The following is a 23,675-nucleotide window of genomic DNA, read 5'->3' on the forward strand; positions in this document are numbered from 1 at the left end:
CTCCTATGAGCAAACAGACGGACGATTTTTTTAAAAATGTGGTTTCGCATGCCAAGGAGTACGGCTTTGTGTTTCCATCCAGTGAAATTTATGACGGTTTAAGTGCCGTATACGATTATGGGCAACTAGGTGCCGAGCTTAAAAATAACTTAAAGCAGTACTGGTGGAAGGCCATGGTGCAGCTCCATGAGAATATTGTGGGGATTGATTCGGCTATTTTTATGCACCCGACCATATGGAAAGCCTCCGGGCACGTGGATGGCTTTAATGATCCGATGATTGACAATAAGGATTCAAAAAAGCGATACCGTGCAGACCAGCTCATCGAAGATAAGATTGCCCGTTATGAGGCCGACGGAAAAACGGATAAAGCAGCGCAGTTACAGGCCGATCTGGATGCGGCACTGAATGCCGATGACCTGCCCGGACTGAAAAAGATCATTGAGGAACACCGCATTGTTTGCCCAATCTCAGGCACTTCAAACTGGACTGATGTTCGCCAGTTTAACCTGATGTTTTCCACACAGATGGGTGCTTCTGCGGAAGATGCTGATACCGTATACCTACGGCCGGAGACGGCACAGGGTATTTTCGTTAACTTTCTGAACGTACAGAAAAGCGGCCGGATGAAAGTTCCATTCGGGATTGCCCAGATCGGAAAGGCATTCCGGAATGAGGTTATTGCACGCCAGTTTATTATGCGCATGCGTGAATTTGAGCAGATGGAACTGCAGTTTTTTGTGCGCCCCGGCACGGAGCTGGAATGGTATGCTCAATGGAAAGAAACCCGTCTGAAATGGCACCTGACCATCGGTGGAAATCCCGAAAAATACCGGTTTCACGACCACGTGAAACTGGCACATTACGCCAATGCGGCTGTGGATATTGAATATGAGTTTCCGTTCGGCTTTAAAGAAGTGGAAGGTATTCATTCGCGTACCGACTTTGACTTAACTCAGCATCAGAAATACTCCGGTAAAAAAATGCAATATTTTGACCCGGAGATTAACCAGAACTATGTTCCTTACGTTATTGAGACATCCATTGGTCTGGACCGGCTGTTCCTCACTGTACTGTGCAATGCCTTTGAAGAGCAGGACCTGAGCTCCGGAGACAAACAGGATTCACGATCGGTACTCCACTTCCACCCTGCCCTGGCGCCGGTAAAGGCAGCGATACTGCCATTAACCAAGAAAGACGGGTTGCCGGAAAAAGCACGGGAAATTCTCCAGCGGTTAAGGATCGACTACAACGTACAATACGACGAAAAAGACTCCATCGGCAAACGCTACCGCCGACAGGACGCTATCGGCACACCGTTTTGCATCACGGTGGATTACCAATCGCTGGAAGACAATACGGTAACACTCCGCCATCGCGACAGCATGGAACAGGAACGTGTGTCTATTGCCGAACTGGAAAAAATAATCGCTGAGCTGGTCGGCTGGAAGAACTTATTGGGCGCTCTTTAAGATACCGGGCGCCCGCAATGGGTGCCTCCCTCCTGATACGGCAGTTTCTGCCCGGATTAATCATACACGGTTAATTCGGCAATTGAAACGGCGGCACGGTTACCTGTGGCATTTGCTACGGCAACGGCGGTAAAGCGGAGGTATCTTGCTGATACCGGCTTGGTAAAGCGAATATGCTGTTCAATGGGATTGGCTACAATATTTGAAAATTCTCCCTCGGCCAACGGCTGCCAGGTTATGCCGTCTATGCTGGATTCGAGACGATAACGACTGATCATCCCGCCATTATTGCCATCCTGCCGGGGCAAATAACCGAATCCATCAATTGTTTGCTGCTCAAACATGTCGATCGTCAGGTCCTGCGGCAATTCATCTTCCCTGCTCAACCAAAACGTTTCCACACGACCGTCGATTGCCTGCCGTAATGCACTGGAACCTGCACCGTTGGCCGTAATACGCCAGTTAGCACGACTAACCCCGCTGTTTGCCGGTGCTGCCACGGTAACAGCGGCGTCTGCTTCTTTGAATAACCCAAAATCACTTAATGCGACAGCAACCGGTGCGAAGAGCCGCAGACGCAGGCGCTGGGCGGTAACCGGGTGCTCCAGGCGGATGAGCCGGTTAGCACCTATACTGGTGGCCGATGCGAGTGGCACCCACGCGTTGTTATCCCACATAGCTACGTGGACACTGTCCAGCCGCTGGCCTAACTTGATATTCTCGCGCAGGCGGATAATATCGAAGGTGGTTTCCCCATCAAGGTCAACGGTCAGCTCGGGTGCCGTTACCTCGTCATCTGTAGACCAATACGTGTACCGGCTGGTATCCAGCAGATTGTCCGGTCCGAATTGGCGATTATTCTGGCTGCGGATATTGGACGCTTCAAACGAGGCACCGTCCGCCAGGTTACGACCGAAGGTTTCCGATAATTTGCGACCAAACCCCTGCAGTGCCGCGACATCCGCTGGGTGCAATGTACCTGAGGGCATCGGTGCCAGTCCGAGATTGAAGGCTGCCCCCCTCCCCACACTTTGGAGATAAATAGCAAACAGTTCATCGGGTGTTTTTACCTGCTGGTCCTGTGAAGCGTGATAAAACCAGCCCGGCCGAAGCGGCACGTCGCATTCTGCCGGGATCCAGAACTTCCCGTCCCGTTGCCCTGTTCCGAGAAACCGGTTGTCGATATGGCCTGGGGCAGCTTTACCCCCATCGGGTCCCACAGGTGTAAACGTGGCCCAGGATGTCTCCGGGGCGATGCCCTTTTCGTTTCCGATCCACCGGATGTCAGGACCGACATCACTAAAAATAACAGCACCGGGTTGCATTTCACGGGTAATGGGCCAAACCTTATCTTCCCACCCGTAATACGTTTCACGGTCAATTCTACGCATCTCATCCGCACCGCCATAATAGCCGTCGCCACCATTGGCGCCATCATGCCAGCTGGTAAATAACGTGCCGTAATTGCTATATAACTCGCGCAATTGTTCGCGGTAAGCTTCGGCATACTTTTCATTGCCATATTCGGGATGGTTACGATCCCAGGCCGAACAATAAACACCGAACTGCAATCCGTGATGGTGTGCGGCTTCCATAAACTCCTTAACCATATCTCCCCGGCCATCCCGCCAAGGGCTTTGGGAGATGTTATAATCCGTGGTTTTAGTAGGCCATAAACAATACCCATCGTGGTGCTTTGCCACTGTTATCAACCCCTTGAAGCCGGCGGCTTTGGCAGCTTCCGCAACCTGGTCGGCATCAAAATGTTCCGGGTTGAAAAGATCTGCCGGGGCATCGCCGTATCCCCACTCTTTATCCTGAAATGTCGTGGGGGTGAAATGAATGAGGCAGTACATTTCCATCTCATGCCAGTTGAGCTGGGCAGCGGTAGGAACGGGACCATACGGTGCTGGCTCTTTTTCTGAACGACCTGGGTTTTGTCCGCAACCCTGCAGGCAGGCTGCGCCGATCAATATCCATAAATAAATAAACTTCGACTGTACCATATGCAATCATAATTTAGTGGATCGTATGGTAAATGTAAGCTTTTTTTAAAAGACGGTATTTGCTTTAGCGCGTAATCAAAATCCAACAGGCAACGGAATGTACCAAGTACTATTACGTTGGCATTTTTCTTATATTCAACCGCTATACAATGATCCGAAACTTTATCATTAAAAGAAACATGCACTTACTCACTAAATTCAAGCACGTCATTTCCAGCTTTTTACTCCTGTTTTCTGGCAGCTCATATGCGCAGGATCACACATTTGGCAGCTGGGCAGGTTGGTTTAACAATGTAAAATTCTCGGCAAAATGGGGATTGAATAACGATATCCAATTCAGGGCCGGCACCAATTGGGGAGAAAATTCAATGTTGTTAATCCGGCCGGGCATCAATTATTATGTCAGCCCGAAGCAAACGGTGGCTGCAGGTTATGCCGCCACGTTGGTTACCAACGAGCTTCCTGCGACGGGCAAACGACTAACGGAGCATCGCCTATGGCAGCAGTACATCATTACGGGTAAACTTGGCCGTACGGTCTTACAGCATCGCTTCCGGCTGGAACAGCGGTTTTTAATGCGGCCGAAAGAAACGGCATTTGCACAACGCGCCCGTTATTTTATCCGCGGCATGATGCCTATCGGAACCTCCTCCGGCGATACGTTTACGCAAGGCATGTTTATTGCCCTGCAAAATGAACTGTTTTTTAACATCCAGAATAAAGCGGCGCTCAATGGGCACTTTTTTGATCAGAACCGGGCCTATGCAGCAGTTGGTCATCGTTTTTCCCCAAGGTATGATTTGGAAATTGGTTATATGAATCAGTTTCTGCTCCGTAACGAAGTTATGCCTAATATGTTTACCCATATTGCACAGATTGCCTTTTACACACGCTGGTGACCAGCAAGTTTATTGAGATTATATAGCTAGTAATCAATAATATAAGTATCTTTTCAAAAATATATTTATATAATACTACTAAATTCATAGACTTAATGTATATTTGCTTCGTGAAAGCAAATCAAAGTCCTAATACGATCCGAAATAATCACATGAAGATGTGTAAGATGTCGTATTATGCGCATAGGTGAAGGCGTTGTGGTTAGTCAAGAGATATGACCCCTTCATCGAAAGATCGAAGGGGTTTTTAGTTTAAAAGTTAAAGCGAATCAATAAGTAACATGGCAACAGGAACAATAGAAAAACAATACGTTGAGCCCAAAATCACGATCGTTGGCGCGGGCCCTGGTGACCCCGATCTGATCAGCATAAAAGGTGTAAAAGCATTAAAAACTGCTGACGTAATTCTGTACGATGCATTGGTTGACGAGACATTACTCAGCTACGCACCGCAGCAATCGATTAAAGTTTTTGTGGGTAATCCGTCGGGTGATGAAAATTTCTCACAGGATGTGGTTAATCAACTGATGGTTGACTATGCCCTGAATTTTGGGCATGTAGTGCGACTGAAAGGTGGCGACCTGTTTGTTTTTGGCCGTGGATACGAAGAAATAGCGTATGCCGAATCTTATAGCATTCAGGCAACTATTGTACCGGGCATTTCAAGTGCAATTTCTGTACCCGGCTTACAGGGTATTCCGGTAACACAACGGGGTATAAGCGAGAGTTTATGGATACTTTCCGGTACGGACTCGAACGGTAGGCTTTCGGAAGAACTGACTACTGCAGCCCAAAGCAGGGCCACAGTGATTGTATTGCTGGGGTATGAGAAATTATCGCAAATTGTGGAAATCTACCAGCAAGCAGGCAAAGGAAAACTACCGGCCGCAGTCATTCAAAATGGATCCATGGCAAACGAAAAGATTGCCATTGGACTGGTTAATACCATTGCAGAAACGGCTGAAGAAAAACAGATTGACGGTACCCAGCCGGTACTGCTCATTTTCGGTCAGGCGGTTGCCCTGCACCAGGACTTCCAATCCATCCGGCGATTTTTCGATCAGCTGGAATGTGTAGATTGTTATTGAAAATTTCTCTTCATATTAGGTTTATAATTGGTTAGTTAAGTAAGAAGCGCCTGCCCATCAGGCGCTTCTGCTGTTAAACAACGATACGGTAGATGGCGATAAGAACGTAAAAACGGGGTTACTTTGGACTTCAACCGAATTATTATCGTTAAATTAGCCGATTTAAATTACTCATTTAAACTATTATCACACATGTCAAAATTCAAACAAATTCTGCTCGGCGCCTTCTTCCTATTCGTAATGCAAAATGTTGCTTTTGCCCAGGTTTCTCCCATGGTTGCCTCCGAACTGGAAAAGTTGGGTATTACGCCGCCTACAGCTCCCATTAGTGGCGCAGTCATCGGTGTTGTACGTTCAGGTAATCTGATTTTCTTATCCGGCCATGGCCCGGACAAACCCGACGGAACGCAGATTGTAGGTAAAGTCGGTGATGACCTGACGCTTGAAGAAGGTCAGGAAGCCGCCCGCCTCGTAGCCATTTCAATATTAAAAACACTAAAAGGCGAAATAGGCAGCTTCGATAAGGTAAAGCGTGTTGTAAAAGTATTTGGAATGGTAAATTCGGCTCCTGATTTCAAACAGAACTCACAAGTAATCAATGGATTTAGCGAATTGATGGTCGCTACTTTTGGACAGGATAAGGGAAGTCATGCGCGTTCAGCCGTAGGTATGGCATCGCTGCCTAATGGCATTGCTGTGGAGGTGGAAATGATTGTCGAAGTGGAATAAACAAGACGTTATCATAGAAAAGGGGAAGTGAAAATCATTTCCCCTTTTCTATTTCATCCGAAAACTTATCCAAACAACCACCAGGCAACGGCCAACGTAACCAGGACATTAAACCCCTGCGCAATCAGAAATGCCCAAAATGGCTTTGCGCTGTTATGCCGCAGTAAATCACGGAAATTTGTCTCCAGTCCGATACTCGTAAAAGCCAATGCAAACCATAGTCCCTGAATGCTCTTTACACTGCCTTTAACGCGATCAACCGTTTCCGCATCCAGCGCGAAGGAAAATAAAAGCGAGGCTGCGATAAATCCGAGTACAAATTTCGGGAACCGTTCCCAGATAATGCCAAGCCCGGGCTTCTCAATATGTCCACCGACAGGTGTGCCCCGATAGGTCCAATAAACGGAAATAGCAAGCGCCGCCAGTCCCAGCAAAACGTTCTGGGAAAATTTAACGATGGTACTGATTTCCAGTGCCCGCTCGCCCACCAAGCTTCCGGAAGCAACCACGGCACCGGTAGTGTCGATACTGCCGCCCAGCCAGGCGCCGGTCACCTCTTCGGGGAGTTCTAATAACCGGGCGATATAAGGCATGCCGATCATCATCGGAATCGCGGTAATCAATACCATCGACACGACATAGGAAAGCTTTTTGGAATCTCCTTTGATTGCGCCGGAAGTAGCAATGGCTGCGGAAACCCCACATATCGAAACGGCGCTGGAAATCATCATGGTTAATTCTTCATCAACCTTCAATCGCTTGCATAACCAAAAGGCAAAATACCATACCGACAGCACTACAATAAGCGATTGGACAAGTCCCAGCGAACCGGCTTCGAGTATATTGGAAAAAATGACACCCGTGCCAAGGAGCACTAAACCAATCTTGACCAAAAATTCGGCATTAAGCGCATTTTTGAACCAAACCGGTAGTTTAAACAGATTACCGATAATGAGTCCGATGATCAGGCTGAATATAACGGTCTCTAAACCCAGATCACTAAGCCGGGCGTTCCCCGATAACAGCAGTGCAATGATTGTCAGTCCAAAGACCACCGGAAAACTCCGGACATAGGGCATTATCGGTTTCCCTGTAATCATGGCGCCGACAATGACCATGATATAAGCAAAAACAAATTGATACAATACATGCAGTTCATTGGCTTGGGAGAAGAGCGATTGCAGCGTTGCCGAGTCCGTCCATTCATAATGCGGAACAGGTATGACGAATCCCCAAACAGCAAGAAAAATAATGATAAACCCCAGGATAACGACTGCCCAGTCCTCGGATATATTCAGCTTGAAAGATGACATATGAATACGATTAAATCAGGTTCGAATCAGACTGGTTGACCATTAACTGCCCGGGGGCGGATCGTCACTTACACACCTAAACCCCAGGTTATTACTACCGCTGCTGATTTCTCCTTTTCCCCGGCTGCCTGCGATGTAACGCTCGCAATACTGTGCATTGCAAAGGAACGATCCGCCGCGCTGTACCCGCTTTACCGCTCCGGGTTCCATGGGGTCGTAGCTATCTGCAGGGCCCTTGGGATTTTCTTTCGGGCTATTTGCATAATAATCCGGTCGGTAATAATCTGCACACCACTCCCATACGTTTCCGTCCATGTCGTACAGTCCAAAGGCATTGGGTGCGTACGACTTTACCGGAGCCAACCCTTCATAGCCGTCCTCAGCCGTATTCCTGGTAGGAAAATCTCCTTGGTAAACATTGGCTACCCATTTTCCGCCGGGTTTTAGCTCATTACCCCAATAATAGGTGCTGGCAGCCTGACCGCCCCGGGCAGCAAGTTCCCATTCTGCTTCTGTGGGAAGTCGCTTTCCGGCCCATTTTGCAAAAGCCTGGGCATCCTGGTAAGCGATGTGAACTACAGGTTCATTTTCACGCCCTTCAATGCTGCTGCCCGGGCCTTCCGGATGCCGCCAGTTTGCACCCGCCACGTATTCCCACCATTGTAAATGGTTCTGCAGGTTTACCTGCTGCTGGGGTGGCGTAAAAACAGCCGATCCGGGCTGCAGCGCATCCAATGGCACATTTGGGAAATCTTTAGGATCCAACGGACGCTCAGCAATGGTTTGATACCCTGTAGCTGCCACAAAACGGGCAAACTGTGCGTTCGTTACTTCATGTTCATCCATCCAGAACCCATCAACCGTCACATCATGAACGGGATGAGCATCGGCAAATTGAGCAGACCCCATACCGAATGTTCCACCTTTAATGTAGACCATCGGTGCGTTGTCTGCACCAAGAAAGTTATGGGAAGCTGTTGATTCGGCAATAGCGGCCGCACGTGACGGGATACCATGCGCAACACAGGTGGTTACGCTATCTGCGCTCCGTATAGTTTCATTGTGTGAATTTGTATTTTTTGCCTGATTGCACGAGGCGACAATCACTACCACAATGCCCAACCCAATCCAGTCTATCTTTCTTTTCATATTATCGCGCTGTTTCTTCGGCAAGTATACGTGCCGCATCGGTATCTTCGTACTGTGTAATCAACTCTTTCAATTTTTCTTTCAACTCCATAATCGTCGCTTCATATTTATCAGACCCATATAGATTGGTTAACTCATTGGGATCATTTTCGAGGTCGAATAATTCCCAGAAATTCTTTTCTCCATAAAAACGGACTAACTTATATTGCTTCGTACGAACACCAAAATGAGGCATTACCCGATGTGGCTCGGGGTACTCATAATAATGATAATATACCGCATCGCGACCGGCAGTATTTCCGTCCCGTAATATTGGAAGAAATGATTGCCCCTGAATTTCTTTGGGGACGGCTGCACCGGCAAGCTCCAGCAATGTTGGAGCAAGGTCAATATTCAGTACAAATTGATCGATGGACGTCCCGGCGGCAACCACCCCTGGGTAACGCATAACAAACGGTGTACGCAACGATTGTTCATAAATAAAGCGTTTGTCAAACCAGCCATGTTCGCCGAGATAGAATCCCTGGTCGGATCCATAGATAACAATGGTATTCTCGGCTAGTCCATGCGCTTTCAGGTAGTCGAGCAACCTGCCGATATTCCGGTCAAGTGAGTTTGCCGTTGCTAGGTAATCCCGCATGTAACGCTGGAATTTCCATGCCGTCAATGCCTTTCCCGATAATTGCTTGTCGTTAAACTCTTTACTTACCCTATCCGTATAATATGTCTTATAAGCCGCTTTCTGATCGGCATTCATCCGGCTGTATATCAACGTTTTTTCAAAATCAAGGTTGACCTTAAGGTCAATATCCAGCCGCATGGTCTCATCGATTGTCATATCCTGGTTAGCGGCGGCCTGCCGTGTACGGTAATCGTCATAGAACGTTTCGGGCAAGGGAAATTCCACACTGTCATACGTACCAAGGTCCTGGATATCCGGCAACCATTCACGGTGTGTTGCTTTTTCGCCAACAACCATAAAAAATGGTTTATCCTTATCCCGCTGGTCCAGCCAACCGGAAGCCAGCTGCGTGATAATATCGGTTACGTAGCCCTCATGCCTGATGGTGTCGTTATTGTTATTTATGAAATCCGGATTGAAATAAAAACCCTGACCGGGAAGAATATTCCAATAATCAAATGCATCCCCGGGCAGGGTACCCAGGTGCCATTTACCTATCCAAGCAGTCTGATATCCAGTCTCCTGCAGCAGCCGCGAAAAGACAAATTGATCAATATTAAACCGTTGTTCATTGGACATAAAGCCATTGGCGTGACTGTATTTGCCCGTCAACAATGACGCGCGGCTTGGTCCACAGATCGAATTAGTTACAAAGAAATTGCGGAATAGCGCCCCCTCTGCGGCTATTCTGTCAATATTAGGTGTTTTTGCCAAGGCATTGCCGTACGCACCGATCGCGTTATTGGTGTGGTCATCTGAAAAAATAAAGAGAATATTGGGTTGCTTGGCATTTCCCTGACGTGAAGAATCCGTCGTACCATTGCATGCGGTCAATATAATCGCAGCAAATACCCAGCGATATAATAACATATATTTCATCGTAAATAGGTTTACTGAAATGCTAAGTTACAAGTTTTAAGAGAGAATCGCTATATCGTCAATGCAGCTGTCGATTAACGCATTCAGCTCATTGGAAAATATTCCCGGAGTCGTCTGAACTACGTTGCAATATATCCTGATACACTTTTAGATTTTCTTCCAGCCGTTTAATGTATGCTTCTTTATCCTGGATTATTTTATGGTACAACGCTTTTTCTTCGTTAATGAAACGATCAATATACGCCTCGGGTTTGGGCTGATACCCCAGTAAGTCAATCAGTTCGACACCCAATATGGATGCGACCTGACCCAATCGTTCAATATCAATCCGTGTTATTCCGCTTTCAAGGTTCTGGTAGGTTTTCAGGGCAACGTTAAGCCGTTCAGCCATCTCGGACTGAGACCACCCCCTATGCTTACGGAGTTCTTTAATACGCACCAAAATACTGGACTGTTCCATCGGATAACTTCAACCGGTTCTGCACTCATTTAAATACATACACTGCACAAAGATAATATTATTCATTAAAGTATACTATTTTAGTAGACTTTTTTATTCTGAAACAAATACACTAATAATCAACAATTTAATAATCATCTTTTTCGATTAACGGATATCGTTTAAAAATCTTGGTTAACTGGATATAGCGTAAATCCGAATTGGCGGATTTATTCCGTAAGACAATTGTCGAATCATTCGGGTGCTCATAAGCAAGGTAGATAGATGGTGGACTGGTCAGCTGCTGTTTATCTTGCAATTGAAGTACGTTTTCAATCGTATCAACTTCATAATAATAAAATCGTCTGCCACCCCCTCTCCCGGAAAACTCCCAGTCGCTCAATAAACCGTTGTTCCGTGGCACCCCGTTTGACAAATTAATAGGAATTGGTTGGTTTATTTTAAAAGATAACGTGGAATAGGTTTCAAAAATAGCGTCCTGCCAACGAATGGAATCGAACGGTGAGGGTGGAATAAAACTTCCCTTCCAATTAAACGCTGTTACCTCATAATATCCTGCCGTCTCCGCCAGACCCGGCTCAACCGGCAATTTCATATTCCGGTTGACACTATTGTAATTACGCCAATGGAGAATTGCCAGCAGTACCACAAACACCAGGATAAACATTGATTTAGTTAGTACTCGCATCGTTTTTTGTATTATCCCTGAGTACTTTGGATAATAATTCAATGGAGTGATATCCTGCTCGTAAACCAGCAGCTTGCCAATACGTGGAATATCCCTCCACAATAAAAACAAAGCCAATAGCACAAAATAAGCACTGTATACATGTACCCCGCCATCATAGGCATGATTGATATAAACAATGTTGGCAGAAGCACAAAGTGTCAGAAAGGCGCCAAGAAAAGCTGTTTTCCTAAAAAACAGCAAAAACCCGGCGGTAACTTCCACCAACCCCAAAAAGACCTGATAACTTGGCACAATTCCCACGGAGAGCCAGTATAGTTTCTGAGCAGTAAAGTCGCCGAAATTGATGTGAAGTGTCGCAATGGGGGGAAACGGCATCTGGATAAGAAAGACTTTTACAAATCCGAATTCGATCATTCCGATGGCAATACGGTACCGTACGATTACACGCAACCAGTAGTAGAGTTTGTGATAGGATTGACGCCTGTCAGCTAACGACCATAACGCGGCACCAATAAGTGACCCCAGCAGGATAATCCCCCAGTCGCTATAGCTGGCAAACCCCCATCGCCCGCTTTCAGTTTGGATGTTCAGTAAATTGGGACTGAACCTACCCAGGTTGGTAATATCACGGTAATTCAAGTTTGACCAATCCAGCAAAAATAAATGACGATAGTAATTCCAGCTGAGTGGAATACACATTGTCAGAAAAAAACAGCCGGCAACCCTGAAAAGAAACCGTTCGGCAACGCTCCAGGGTTTGGGGGTATTGGGATGTACAGTCATGATCACTATCAATTAAAAACCGAAAGCTGAATGGGCTGGCGCCTGCCCTCCCATAATAAGTATCGTCGGTTAACCTTTCTTAACGTCATCCGTACCGAATCTCCGCTGGCTTCTGTGCCTGCCAATGTTAACCCACCATCGGAATCGACAACATACCGGAGGTCCCACCTTTCATTGCGTTGATGTATGTTTTTATTTTGAAGATGCAGCACATGGTGTATGGTATCTGCCGTATAATGAAAATAATGTCTCCCCACTGTTCCGGCAGCTTCGTAATTCCGATCCAGATCCCCGGTTGTACCAAAGTCCTGCTTCGTCCAATCCATCGGCACCGCAGCAGCACGCTTTACACTTACGGTAGGCCATTTTTCAAAGACGACATTCTGCCACCGGTTTCGATCCGTTAATGAATACGGGACAAGGGTACCATTCCATTCAAAATCAGTTACCTCGTAATAACCATATAATTCATTCGCTCCATTTCCCTCCGGGAGCAAATACGGTCCCCGCAAGTAGGCCATATATACCAGGTATGCATAGCCCGTCATACCGAAGACAACGATCATCCGGAGTCCATTTGTAATCCGGAGACTGCGTCCACGCACCGGAACCGGATTTCTCCTTGCGCGTGCGGGTTGTTCGAGTACCAACAATCGGTATAGGCGAGGGATATCCGGTGCAATTAAAAAAATAGCGGCTAGAATGAGCAATAAACAAAACGTGTACTGACCCGTTTGATAGGCTATATTAACACCTAGTGCGTTGGTCAGCATCAATAGTGCGAGCAACGCACCGAATGACGTGGTTCTGCGAAACAATAAAAGTCCCCCGGCGATAATTTCCAACGCCCCCAAAGCCGATTCATAGCCTCCAGATGCTGCGCCGGTAGTCAGCCAGTAGATTTTCCAAGGCAGAAAATCACCATAAGCCGTGTTCAGGTCACTGAGTGTAGGCGCAGGCATCTGCAATGGGAATAACTTGATCCAACCATAGGCAAACATCCCGATAGCTAGCCGGTAACGGACGATCACCCGGATCCAGTAATCAAGCGCCCGGTAATATGCCGTATCATGTTTATAATAACTCCACACAGCAGTGACCAGCACGGCTAACAGCAAACACACCTCCAGATAGGAAGCCTGATTGGCCAGCTGGAAGAACGTCAGGAAATGTAGCCCTTGACCTGAAAGTGTAAAAATTCCAATGAGGAAATTTAGCGCGAAGAGCAAAATATGCAACGAAAAGAAAACGAAGCATAACCGGAAAAGGATGTTTACACTACTATTCCACCCGGTACTATTCTTTGGTATTTCCCCTGTATTCATCGCTGATTAGTTATATCCGTCATTTTGTATCAATGCACGATCTACCAAGATCTGGTCCGCAGGAATCGGCAGTACATATCGTCGGCTATCCGTTAATCCCAATACCTCAGCCGCCCGGCCGGTTCTGATTAAATCAAACCATCGGTGCGGCTCAAAAGCAAACTCTATCCGGCGTTCATTTTCAATAGCCAGTAAAAGTCCGTTCTGGGTAGCTGTGCCGGAGGAAACCAGTCCAGCGCGGCTGCGTACGGCTTGGAGGTCAAGCTGTGCGCCTTCAAGTTTCGCCCCTCCCTGCTGGGCGCGTGCTTCGGCACGGATCAGGTACAATTCGGCGATACGGATTATATACGCGGGGTCAGTGGCCGGACTTCGGTAATACAGATTACCGTACCACCGTCCGTCGGATGTCCGGTCGACCAACACCGACCGGTTACCGCCAATGGCCGGGTTAGTTACCAACGTTACAAATTCGGCATTGGGGGCCCACTGCCTTGTGCCGCCAAGCTGTGGCGGCTGCCAGTTGCCCCGATGGCCGTTGGTATTGGTGGCACTGTAAGCTAATTCAAAGACTGACTCTGCGGTAGCCACTGCATCATTCATAAAGAATGCGCCGTAAGGTTGCAACAACCTGTAATTTGCTTCATCGTCGATTATCCTTGTTGCGTAATCTTCGACCTGCTCCCAATTTTTTTGATAGAGATAGTAACGTGCTTTCAATGCCCAGGCGGTTTTCCGTGTCGCCCTGATGCGGTTTGTTGTTTCGGGTAGTAATATTTCTGCTTCATCTAAATCGCGCAGTACCTGAGCAAACGTTTCTTCAACACTGCTCCTCGGGAGGCCGCGGTTGTCTGTTGATGTGGACGTTGGGTTAAGGTAAAGTGGTACACCGCCCCATAACCGGGCCAGATCGAAATACGCCAATGCCCTGACGAAATATGCTTCACCCAACAACTGATTTTTTTTCTCCTGGGTAAACGTCGGTTCCAGCGGCAAAACGGCAACTTTATCGATAATGTGATTCGTCCGGTTAATTGTGTTGTAAATGGCTGACCAAACTGCAGCTACGGATTCATTATCTGCACGCACATCATGATTGACAAACTGGCCGGCGGTTGCTCGGGAACCTGTCCATTCGATGTTATCCCCTGATAAATATCCAATCGACTGAAAAGTGGTTCCATAATAATTTTCAGCGGCCAAAGCGCGATACATGCCCCTGACAGCCGTTTCCGCAGAAGTGCTGTTGGTGATTGTTGCTTCATCTGAAATAGATTGCTGTGGTTCTACTTCCAGAAACGAATTACAGGAAAGCGCGGCTAATAAAGCCGGTATATAGCATAAAAAAAGTTTTATATTCATCTTATTGAGCTTTTAAATCAAATAGATAACTGAATGCCGAGCTGTATTGTACGTGGCTGTGGAGGTGTACCGAAATCCAGTCCCTGGACATTCTGTCCGTTGGAAACATTCGATTCGGGATCCAATCCAGAATAGCGCGTCAGCAACCAAAGGTTGGACCCAACCAAATAAACCCGAAGGGATTTGGACTTTATCCGTTCCGCTATCCGATTGGGGAGCGTGTATCCCAGGGTCAGGGATTGCAGGCGCAGAAATGAACCGTCTTCCAGCAGCCGGCTGTTTTGCTCAAGGCGGTAATTATTACCCACGGTAGTAAATCGGGGAACATCAGTCACATCGCCCGGTTTCTGCCACCGTTTGGTCGAATTGGCGATTGCGAAGCGGTCGGGACGCGTACCGCCCGCCATATCGAAGAACTCATTCATATTATATACATCATTGCCGTATTGGAAGGTAAAAAGCACACCGAGATCCCACGATCTGTACGTGAAATTATTGGTAATTCCGCCGTAAAAATCAGGTAATGCGTTTCCCATAATCTGGCGATCAGCCACAGTAATTTGTCCATCTCCGTTTACATCTTCAAACACAGCATCCCCGGTACTGGGATCCACATATAACTGATTATACAACCAGAAGGAGTACATCGGGTAGCCCTCCTGCATCCGGATCCAGTCGCGGCTATAGACATTGATAGGTGCATTCAGCTTTTTGATATGGTTGGTGTTACCCGACAGGTTAAAGCTCGTTTGCCATTGGAAATTTTCGTGGCGTATGTTCACCGCCTGGATACCGATCTCGTAGCCTTTATTAATAATCTCCCCTTCATTACTATAATATGAACCAAATCCGGTGGTGGAAGGCAGCGGCAACTGCAGCAATGCATCCTTGGTATGTTTATGATAAAGGTTAAATTCGATGTTGAGTCGTTGCCGCAGCAGACTGATGTCCAATCCCACGTTCACCTGCCGGGTACGCTCCCATTTCAAATCCCGGTTAGCCAGTTGCTGCGGTGCAGTACCCGGTTTGTCGCCGCCACCCACGATATCGGGATATCCCGCCCCTCCCGACCACAAGCCCCGCGCTGCAAAGTCACCAATGTTTTGATTACCAGCCAGACCGTAGCTCGCCCGCAATTTCAAATCATCAATCACGTCGACATCTGCGAGAAAAGACTCCGCTTTTGCTCGCCAGGAAACGCCAACGGACGGGAAATACCCCCATTTATTATTCCCCCCGAAACGAGATGACCCATCGGCTCTGGCGGCCACTTCGATATAGTATTTTCCTGCATAATTATAATCAACCCTGGAAAAGAAAGAGGCTAGCTTTGACTGTGTCCAGAACTGGTTACTGATCCGGTTCGCGGCAGAAGCGATCAGTTTAAAAGAATCATTGGCGAAATCGGTACCTTCAGCAGACGTCGTTTTCCGTATATCACCCTGCAGCGAATTTCCGATAAGCGCCCCGAAGCGGTGCTGCCCCCAATTTTTCCTATAAGTAAGCGTTTGTTCGGTCAACCAGGTACTGTTCTGGCTGATTGCCGAAGTAGCGCGGCCATTAGTAGGTGGTGCCCCGATGAGTGTCAGGCTATTCCAGTACTCTGCCTCTTCGTAATTATTATAATCGACACCAAAGCTGGTCCGGAACTTCAGATCCGGAAGAATTTCAACATCAGCGTGAATATTTCCGATGTAACGAAGATTAGCCGTGGTTACATCATAGTTATTCAAGAGTACATCCAGGTTATCCCAAGGTCCCCATTTGGCCGGCGTCCCATCCGGATTGTTTTTTGGCAGATACGTGGCCACCAGCAATGCGGTTTGAAACATACCTCCCTGGGGACCATCACCCGCACGGGCCTGGTTCCTGAACGTGCGCGACACGCCATTGCTTAGGCCAATCTGTACCCGGTCACTGATTTGTTGGTCCAGGTTAAGCTTAAAACTCGAACGCTCAAAATACACAGGCTGCATAATAGATTCCTGTCTGTTGTATCCCGCACCGATGTAATATCGGGTACTGTTGTTCCCTCCCTGCAACGTCAAATCATAATTCTGCAATTGGGCGGTACGGAATACGTCTCCCAACCGGTCGTACGTTTCCTGTTCTTCAGGAGTGCCCCGTCCACCTTCTTCCACGGGTCGGAAAGGTCGGTTTTCATACGTCTGATTCAGCGCGGGATTATCAATCCCCGAGTTAATCCAGGACTCATTGAGCAGTGCCGCATTTTCAGGCCCAGACGCGATGTCCCATATTTTCGGGGCATGCGCCCAACCATGGGTGGCATTGAAGCCAATAACAGGTTTCGTGTTAAATGAACCACGCTTAGTGGTCACAATAACTACTCCGTTGGCACCACGGGCACCATAAATAGCCGTCGCACTCGCATCCTTTAGCACTTCGATACTTTCGATGTCTGATGGGTTGATGTCTGCGATAGGTGAGGTTTCCTTACCTCCGGTACTGACAGTCTGTAAACTGGTATTGTTTAAGAAAATCCCATCAACAATATATAATGGGTCATTGTTTGCGTTAATTGACGTTGTTCCCCTTACGCGGATGAAAATTCCTTCACCCGGCACTCCCGTATTTGACGAAATCTGCAGGCCCGCAGCCTTACCCTGCAGCTGTGCATCAAAACTTCCTACCGGAATCTGCTTAGTTTCATCCGCTTTAATCGTTGAAACCGAGCCAACCAGATCCCGCCGTGATTGGGTGCCATATCCCACAACAACGACATCCTCCAATAATGTGGCATCCTGCTCCAGCGCAATGGTAATCGGACTTCCGTCGGCCACTATATTGATCGTTTTATACCCGATGTAGGTTACGATAAGCGTGTAAGGAAATTTCTGTCCCGTTACGAAACGGAACTTTCCATTTTCATCCGTTTTTGTACTGTGTGTTATTCCAGCAATGTCAATCGTCGCGCCGGCAAGGGGTTCTTTCGTTGCCGCATCGATGACCGTGCCATCTAATACGGAATTGACCAAGGGTACGGTTTGCTGCGCTATTGTTTCAACAGGGAAGGTCAACCCAACAAACCCACAAAGTATCCACAGCCATTGATATCGTCTTTGAATTTTATGAATAATCATATATCGTTTTAATTATCATGTATAATCTATGGTTTAAATAGATTTTGCTGTTGCAAAGAAACAGTAATCCCCGGTATTCACATCCCCACCTGCCAACATCAAAACCGGGTATTTAACCCATCGACAAAATTAAATATTAAGTGATCTGAAACGGCTTTTCAATCTCCATTGAGCCATTTCAAAAGGGAGATCGTTGTGTCGGTTAACGGCACATATTGCCGGCGTACATGATTGGCATAGCCGACATGGGAGATGGTTTGGAAAGATCAATGGAAATAGAATGTTGCACGACAGGCAGCGCTCCTTGGGTAAATTTAGTGTTCATTTTTAATCATTTGAAAACAGAATACAATTACTTATTTCAGTATGACAAAGGTAGCCACTTGTTTTTTTCCGGTATAGGTATAAATCATGCCTATGATATGCAGAAAACATGCGTAACCCCGCTATACGACACCGTAGTGTGTCGGAAATGATTAAAAAAGATCTTTTAATACTTGTTTGGCTGCAAAAAAACCACCCATGCCGTGAACGCCTCCACCGGGTGGCGTCGATGCAGAACAAAGGTAAATTCCTTTTGCAGACGTTCGGTAAGGTGAAAACCGGAGGGCGGGTCTATTGAACAATTGAGCAATATTTACCACGCCACCGTTAATATCGCCGCCAATATAATTTGGATTGTACGCTTCCATAGCGGCTGTATTGAACGTATGCGTGGCCAATAGCGTGTCCCGGAATCCCGGGGCAAAACGTTCCACCTGGGCGGTGATTGCCTCGGTCATATCCTGAGTAGAACCATTGGGGACATGGCAATACGCCCAGCCTGTGTGTTTACCCGCCGGGGCCCGCGTATCGTCGAAGACACTCTGCTGGGCAAATAGCACGAACGGTCTATCCGGGCACTTTCCTTCCCATACCAGTCGCTCGCCCGCTGCAATTTCCGCTAAGGTACCTCCTAAGTGCACCGTACCGGCCTTTCGCGCCTGTTCCGCAACAAAAGGAACCGGTTCACTTAATGCCCAGTCTACTTTAAATACCCCCATCCCATACCGGTGGTTCCTCAATTGCCATCGGTAAAAAGAAGACAGCCTATCTCCACAGATTTGAATCAATTGCTTAGGTGAAGTATCAAACAATATGGCTTTTGCCTCTGGTAAATCCGCGAGTGCTGTTACCATTGTATCCGTTTGGATCACGCCGCCCAATGACTGGAAATAAGCCGCCAAGGCGTTCGCAATACGTTGTGATCCGCCCTTGGGAATCGGCCATCCGCCACGGTGACCCGCTATGGTAAGCACAAATCCAATAGCCGATGATGTGAGTGATTCCAATGGAATCATGCTGTGGGCAACGATACCCGACCATAAACCTCTTAAGTGTCTGGTTTTAAAACGGGCGGCAATCTGCTTCCCCGATTGCAATGACTTCAACCCAAACTCCGCCAATGCAAATGGATCTTTCGGCCATTTCAACATCGGTCCAAGAATATGTGCTTCAATCCGTGGCCAGTCTTCCACCAATGAATCAAAAAGGCGACGATAGGCCGGGCCATCTTCACCCAAACCAGCGGCGGTATCAGCTATCGATTGATAAAGCGCCGCGGCGGAGCCATCGTCAAACGGGTGTGCTGCCAATACTTCTGGATACAGGTATTCCAAGCCAAACTCATGCAAAGGTAATGTACGGAAAAATGGAGAGGCGGCACCCATTGGATGTACAGCCGAGCAAACGTCATGAAAGAACCCCGGCAGGGTCAGTTCGGCCGTCCGCGTACCACCACCGATCGTGTCCCTGGCTTCCAATAACAGGACCTGAAGCCCGGCGCGTTGCAGGGTAATAGCAGCCGAAAGTCCATTGGGACCGGACCCAACTATTATCGCGTCATACTTCATTTATGTGTTTTGCTTTTGACAACTAAGTTACGGATTGCTGCATTAATTTCAGGGTAATCAAAAACAAAACCTCCCGCCGGAAGCTTATGGGAAACGATTCGCCGACCGGACAGTATCAATTCTGCATCCACACAGATAAGCAAGCCACCGATCTTTGTAGCCCAAGTATAATTGGACAGTCCAAATGGCATCTTTAATGCGTGGCGCAATGCCTTCATCAATTCCCTGTTCGGAACCGGATTTGGACTACAGGCATGGATGACACCATAGATATCGTGATGGTTAATAATCCAGTCCACTACCCGGACAAAGTCGGTTTCATGAATCCACGAAACATACTGGTTACCGTTGCCAATACGCCCGCCAAGTCCCAGACGAACCAAACGGACCAACGGTTTCAACATGCCTCCATCAGCAAACAACACAGCACTGATTCTCAGCCATACATTGCGTGTATTCGGCGTATGCCTGGCGTGAAGCGCCTTTTCCCATTGCTGGGTCACCCGCGCAAGGAAGTCCTCTCCCTGCGGCTCATCTCCTTCGTTCCGGATAACATCTGACGATTCATAAATCGAAATTCCAGAAGCGTTGATCCATAACTTCGGCGGAACCAAAACCTGCTGTATCGCTTCGCCGATCACCATTGTCGTGTCGATCCGGGAGCGCCATATCCGATCTTTGTTAGCTGTTGTCAATCGGCGATTGATGGATTCGCCCGATAGGTTAATCACTGTATCGGCACCATCCAGTTCCTTGTACCAATCGCCCAGCGAGCAACCATCCCAGCGAACGTAACGCACGCCATCACGTGCTGGCCTTGCTGTCCTTGTTAATACAACAAGTTCATGCGCCGCATTCAAATAATACCGGATAATCGCTGACCCAAGCCAGCCGGTCCCACCAGCTATGATTATTTTAGCCATAAAACATGTCTATTTTCCGTAGCTTTTCAGCTGCAGCTTCCAGTGTCTGCGTCGACTTAGCAAAACATAAGCGCAATAACCGTTGGTTAATGGGATCCGTATAGAAAGCCACCACCGGAATCGTTGCCAACCCAAACTCCCTGGTTAACCGTTCACTGAAACCCTCCTCTTCCTGCTCACTCAGTGCGGAATAATCAATTAACTGAAAATAAGTGCCTTCACAGGGCAAGAGACGGAAACCCGTTCCTTCCACTGCCGCGCGCAAAAAATCACGCTTTTCCTGAAAGAAAGCTGGCAATTGTTCATATTCCGATTGATCGTCAAGGAAATCCGCCAGTGCGTGCTGTACAGGGGTATTTACACTGAAAACGTTGAACTGATGTACTTTTCTAAATGCATCGGTCAGCCACGAAGGGGCCACAGCATATCCCGCTTTCCATCCGGTTACGTGGAAAAGCTTTCCGAACGATCCGATCACAAAACTCCGGTCCCGCAGTGCAGGGTATTGCAATACGCTGGAAAACCTACGCCCGTCATATACGATGTCTGCGTATACTTCGTCGCTTAAAACAAAAATGCCGGTTCCCTGTATTAGGTTCGACAATTTATTAAAATCAACGTCCGTCAGCAATTTCGAACTCGGGTTACCCGGGGAGTTGATAATGATCAGCTTTGTTTTCTCGGTAATGCAACGTGCTACTTGCTGCCAGTCAATCGCAAAATCAGGGGCCAGTAAGGTAATATAACGTACCACACCGCCAAACAATTGCACAGTAGGAGCATAAGCGTCATAAGCCGGGTCAAAAACGATTACTTCATCACCAAAATTAACCACCGTTGCTATAGCATCAAAGAGTGCCTGCGTGCCGCCGGCCGTTATGGTTATCTCTTCCGTCGGGTCAACGGTCAACCCGTATGTATGCGCTATTTTTTCCGCTATGCGCTCACGCAGCGAAAGTACGCCCGGCATCGGGGCATATTGGTTATACCCCTTACGCATATAATTCTCAACCAGACCAATCAATTTCGGCGAACAATCGAAATCAGGAAAGCCCTGAGAAAGATTAATAGCCCCGTATCGCTGGGCGAGCGCCGACATCCTGGAAAATATACTGATGCCAACAGCCGGAAGCTTTGGATTAAATTGGGGAAATGAATTCATCAAACTAAGTTATATTGCCCCCGATGCCAGGGGCAAGTATGCATTGGGTGACCACAAATATACCAAACGTAGGCTAAGGACAGTATCACTTTCGATGATTAGCATTTTACCAGTCTATTAATCATACTGTCCGGCTTCCAGCGAACTTCCGGATAACAGGTAGTTTCGCTCTACGCGGTCCAACACAATATACAGGGAGTCCCGGTGTTCATTCGTCCCGGTCAGCACCACCTGCTGTCCGTCGGCAGTTTCCTCATAATGCAGGACCATTTTATGCCGTGTCAGTGGACGTGGCCCCTTTGCAAATCCGCGGTTCCTTCGGGTGTTAATTCCCCGTGGGTGAATCTTGGTACGTTCATCACCGATGTGTTCCCACGCTGTTTCATCAATCCAGTCTCCGGCGGACAGGCCGGATGTCACTGCCGCCTGCCGGGCAGTACTTGCCGGCACGCCACGCTCATCGGAGTCGCCACCAACCGGGACTTTATCCTGTAGGTATAACGTTTGCGTTGTCGTGTCGGCATAATAATGGAATACCCGCCTCCCACCAGCCGTACCGGTGATTTCAAAATTCCGCTCCAAATCCATGATGGGGTTACCACCCCCGTTAGACAGACTCAGTCTGGTGGGCTTGTTTACCTTGTAGGCTAGGGTAGTCCACTTCTCAAAAATCGCCTCCTGCCACCGCACGGTATCAAGGGGAGAATAAGGGATTTCCTCACCGTTAACCCTAAACTCCGAAACATCGTAGTATCCGCGAAGAGCCTTTACCCCGGGTGTCGAAGGCTGCTTATAGGGATCGTACAGAAAGTCCAGCAGCTGCAGGTAAAAGAGCACCCCGAGGAACAGAAAGATGACAAAGGCCTTCAATCCATAGCGGAGCCCTTTTTGCCAGCGCTTAGGAAATGTAGGCCAGTAATCAACAGGAACGGTATACTGCTGCAGGATAAACAGCCGATGTATTCTAGGCGCGTAATAACCAAAAATATACAAGCCCAGCAATACAAAATAGAACGCATACCCCTGTACACCACCATCATATGCGTGATTTACCCAAGTAATACTGCCCAGAGCACCGAAAAGTAAAGCAGCACCGAAAACGATGGTCTGTCTAAAAAACAGCAGCGTACCCGCAAGCACTTCAACGATACCTGCAAACACTTGGTACCAAGGCACAATACCGATAGACATCCAATAGATTTTCTGACCCGAAAAATCACCGAAATCCGTATTCAGCAATCCTTCAGAAGGATACGGCATCTGAACAGGGAGCAATTTGGTAAAGCCAAAACCAATAATACCAATGCCCGCCCGGTAACGGGCCATTACCAATGCCCAATAGTACAACGTATTGTAGTCCCTGGCTTTTCGATCGATCAATGTCCATATTAATGCGCCAGCCGAAGCTATCGCCAGCAACGTTACCCAGATTGCATGCCCGACTAACCTCGGAATTCCCAGCCATTGGGTAAGCCATGGGAACGACGGGTTAAAGCGGGCAATATCATACAGGTCACGGTAATGCAGGCTGGTCCAATCCGTATCAATCCATAATCGAAACCAACTAAAATCCGGCGGTATCGAAAACACGCCCGGAGGCACTATCAGCAGCACGATGTAAATAAAACCGACCCGAAAAGCAAACTTTTGAAAGGCGGTCCATGCACGCGGCTGGGATGGCACATCACCTGCTGGTATGGACACTGCTGGATTCGTTGTTTCCGGTTGCCGGATTGTTTTTTCTTCTGACATAACGCAATGT

The 23,675-nt window shown here is 47.7% G+C and carries 17 protein-coding genes; 4 read left to right on the top strand and 13 right to left on the bottom strand.

Translation table 11 applies throughout. The annotated features are described in order from the left end of the window. The first annotated feature begins 5 nt into the window (after positions 1-5). The gene (locus NEV57_RS10905) at positions 6-1,472 is read left to right on the top strand and encodes a glycine--tRNA ligase (RefSeq protein WP_257658355.1); all 1,467 of its coding nucleotides are present in this window, start codon (positions 6-8) and stop codon (positions 1,470-1,472) included. Positions 1,473-1,528: 56 nt separating this feature from the next. Here the strand turns inward: NEV57_RS10905 and NEV57_RS10910 are convergent, their stop codons facing one another. Further along, positions 1,529-3,478, bottom strand: coding sequence for an alpha-L-fucosidase (locus NEV57_RS10910; protein ID WP_257658356.1), 1,950 nt, complete (start codon positions 3,476-3,478; stop codon positions 1,529-1,531). A gap of 149 nt (positions 3,479-3,627) precedes the next feature. On the opposite strand from NEV57_RS10910, the gene NEV57_RS10915 reads away from it, so the two are divergent. The 3 genes from NEV57_RS10915 to NEV57_RS10925 all read left to right on the top strand — a co-directional run bounded on the left by NEV57_RS10915 (position 3,628) and on the right by NEV57_RS10925 (position 6,194). Beyond that, the gene (locus tag NEV57_RS10915; protein ID WP_257658357.1) at positions 3,628-4,377 is read left to right on the top strand and encodes a DUF2490 domain-containing protein; all 750 of its coding nucleotides are present in this window, start codon (positions 3,628-3,630) and stop codon (positions 4,375-4,377) included. 281 nt (positions 4,378-4,658) lie between these two features. Next, positions 4,659-5,465, top strand: a complete 807-nt coding sequence (cobA, locus tag NEV57_RS10920; RefSeq protein ID WP_257658358.1) for a uroporphyrinogen-III C-methyltransferase — start codon at positions 4,659-4,661, stop codon at positions 5,463-5,465. 192 nt (positions 5,466-5,657) lie between these two features. Continuing rightward, positions 5,658-6,194, top strand: a complete 537-nt coding sequence (locus NEV57_RS10925; protein ID WP_257658359.1) for a RidA family protein — start codon at positions 5,658-5,660, stop codon at positions 6,192-6,194. A 65-nt stretch (positions 6,195-6,259) separates the two neighbouring features. Here NEV57_RS10925 and NEV57_RS10930 read toward each other — a convergent pair whose 3' ends face one another. From NEV57_RS10930 to NEV57_RS10985, 12 genes are all read right to left on the bottom strand, one after another. After that, positions 6,260-7,507, bottom strand: coding sequence for a YeiH family protein (locus tag NEV57_RS10930; protein WP_257658360.1), 1,248 nt, complete (start codon positions 7,505-7,507; stop codon positions 6,260-6,262). A gap of 42 nt (positions 7,508-7,549) precedes the next feature. Next, positions 7,550-8,656, bottom strand: coding sequence for a formylglycine-generating enzyme family protein (locus tag NEV57_RS10935; RefSeq protein ID WP_257658361.1), 1,107 nt, complete (start codon positions 8,654-8,656; stop codon positions 7,550-7,552). Position 8,657: 1 nt separating this feature from the next. Beyond that, positions 8,658-10,217 (bottom strand): sulfatase family protein, encoded by a 1,560-nt coding sequence (locus NEV57_RS10940; protein WP_257658362.1) that lies wholly within the window; start codon positions 10,215-10,217, stop codon positions 8,658-8,660. An 88-nt stretch (positions 10,218-10,305) separates the two neighbouring features. Beyond that, positions 10,306-10,677 (bottom strand): helix-turn-helix domain-containing protein, encoded by a 372-nt coding sequence (locus tag NEV57_RS10945; protein WP_257658363.1) that lies wholly within the window; start codon positions 10,675-10,677, stop codon positions 10,306-10,308. 127 nt (positions 10,678-10,804) lie between these two features. Continuing rightward, on the bottom strand, positions 10,805-12,151 hold the full coding sequence (locus tag NEV57_RS10950; RefSeq protein WP_257658364.1) for a DoxX family protein: 1,347 nt from the start codon (positions 12,149-12,151) through the stop codon (positions 10,805-10,807). An 8-nt stretch (positions 12,152-12,159) separates the two neighbouring features. After that, positions 12,160-13,476 carry a DoxX family protein gene (locus NEV57_RS10955; RefSeq protein WP_257658365.1) on the bottom strand — a complete coding sequence of 439 codons (1,317 nt, stop codon included), beginning with the start codon at positions 13,474-13,476 and terminating at the stop codon, positions 12,160-12,162. A gap of 6 nt (positions 13,477-13,482) precedes the next feature. Further along, on the bottom strand, positions 13,483-14,835 hold the full coding sequence (locus tag NEV57_RS10960; RefSeq protein WP_257658366.1) for a RagB/SusD family nutrient uptake outer membrane protein: 1,353 nt from the start codon (positions 14,833-14,835) through the stop codon (positions 13,483-13,485). 17 nt (positions 14,836-14,852) lie between these two features. After that, positions 14,853-17,936 carry a SusC/RagA family TonB-linked outer membrane protein gene (locus tag NEV57_RS10965; RefSeq protein WP_257658367.1) on the bottom strand — a complete coding sequence of 1,028 codons (3,084 nt, stop codon included), beginning with the start codon at positions 17,934-17,936 and terminating at the stop codon, positions 14,853-14,855. Between the two features lie 476 nt (positions 17,937-18,412). Then, positions 18,413-19,828 carry a phytoene desaturase family protein gene (locus tag NEV57_RS10970; protein ID WP_257658368.1) on the bottom strand — a complete coding sequence of 472 codons (1,416 nt, stop codon included), beginning with the start codon at positions 19,826-19,828 and terminating at the stop codon, positions 18,413-18,415. Beyond that, the gene (locus NEV57_RS10975; protein WP_257658369.1) at positions 19,825-20,751 is read right to left on the bottom strand and encodes a TIGR01777 family oxidoreductase; all 927 of its coding nucleotides are present in this window, start codon (positions 20,749-20,751) and stop codon (positions 19,825-19,827) included. The genes NEV57_RS10970 and NEV57_RS10975 overlap by 4 nt, the downstream gene beginning before the upstream one ends. After that, entirely contained in the window at positions 20,744-21,913 is a 1,170-nt protein-coding gene (locus tag NEV57_RS10980; protein WP_257658370.1) for a methionine aminotransferase, read from the bottom strand. The genes NEV57_RS10975 and NEV57_RS10980 overlap by 8 nt, the downstream gene beginning before the upstream one ends. A 117-nt stretch (positions 21,914-22,030) precedes the next feature. Then, positions 22,031-23,665, bottom strand: coding sequence for a hypothetical protein (locus NEV57_RS10985; RefSeq protein WP_257658371.1), 1,635 nt, complete (start codon positions 23,663-23,665; stop codon positions 22,031-22,033). Positions 23,666-23,675: the final 10 nt, after the last annotated feature.

The organism is Parapedobacter lycopersici (assembly GCF_024643285.1).
Classification (GTDB): Bacteria; Bacteroidota; Bacteroidia; order Sphingobacteriales; family Sphingobacteriaceae; genus Parapedobacter; species Parapedobacter lycopersici.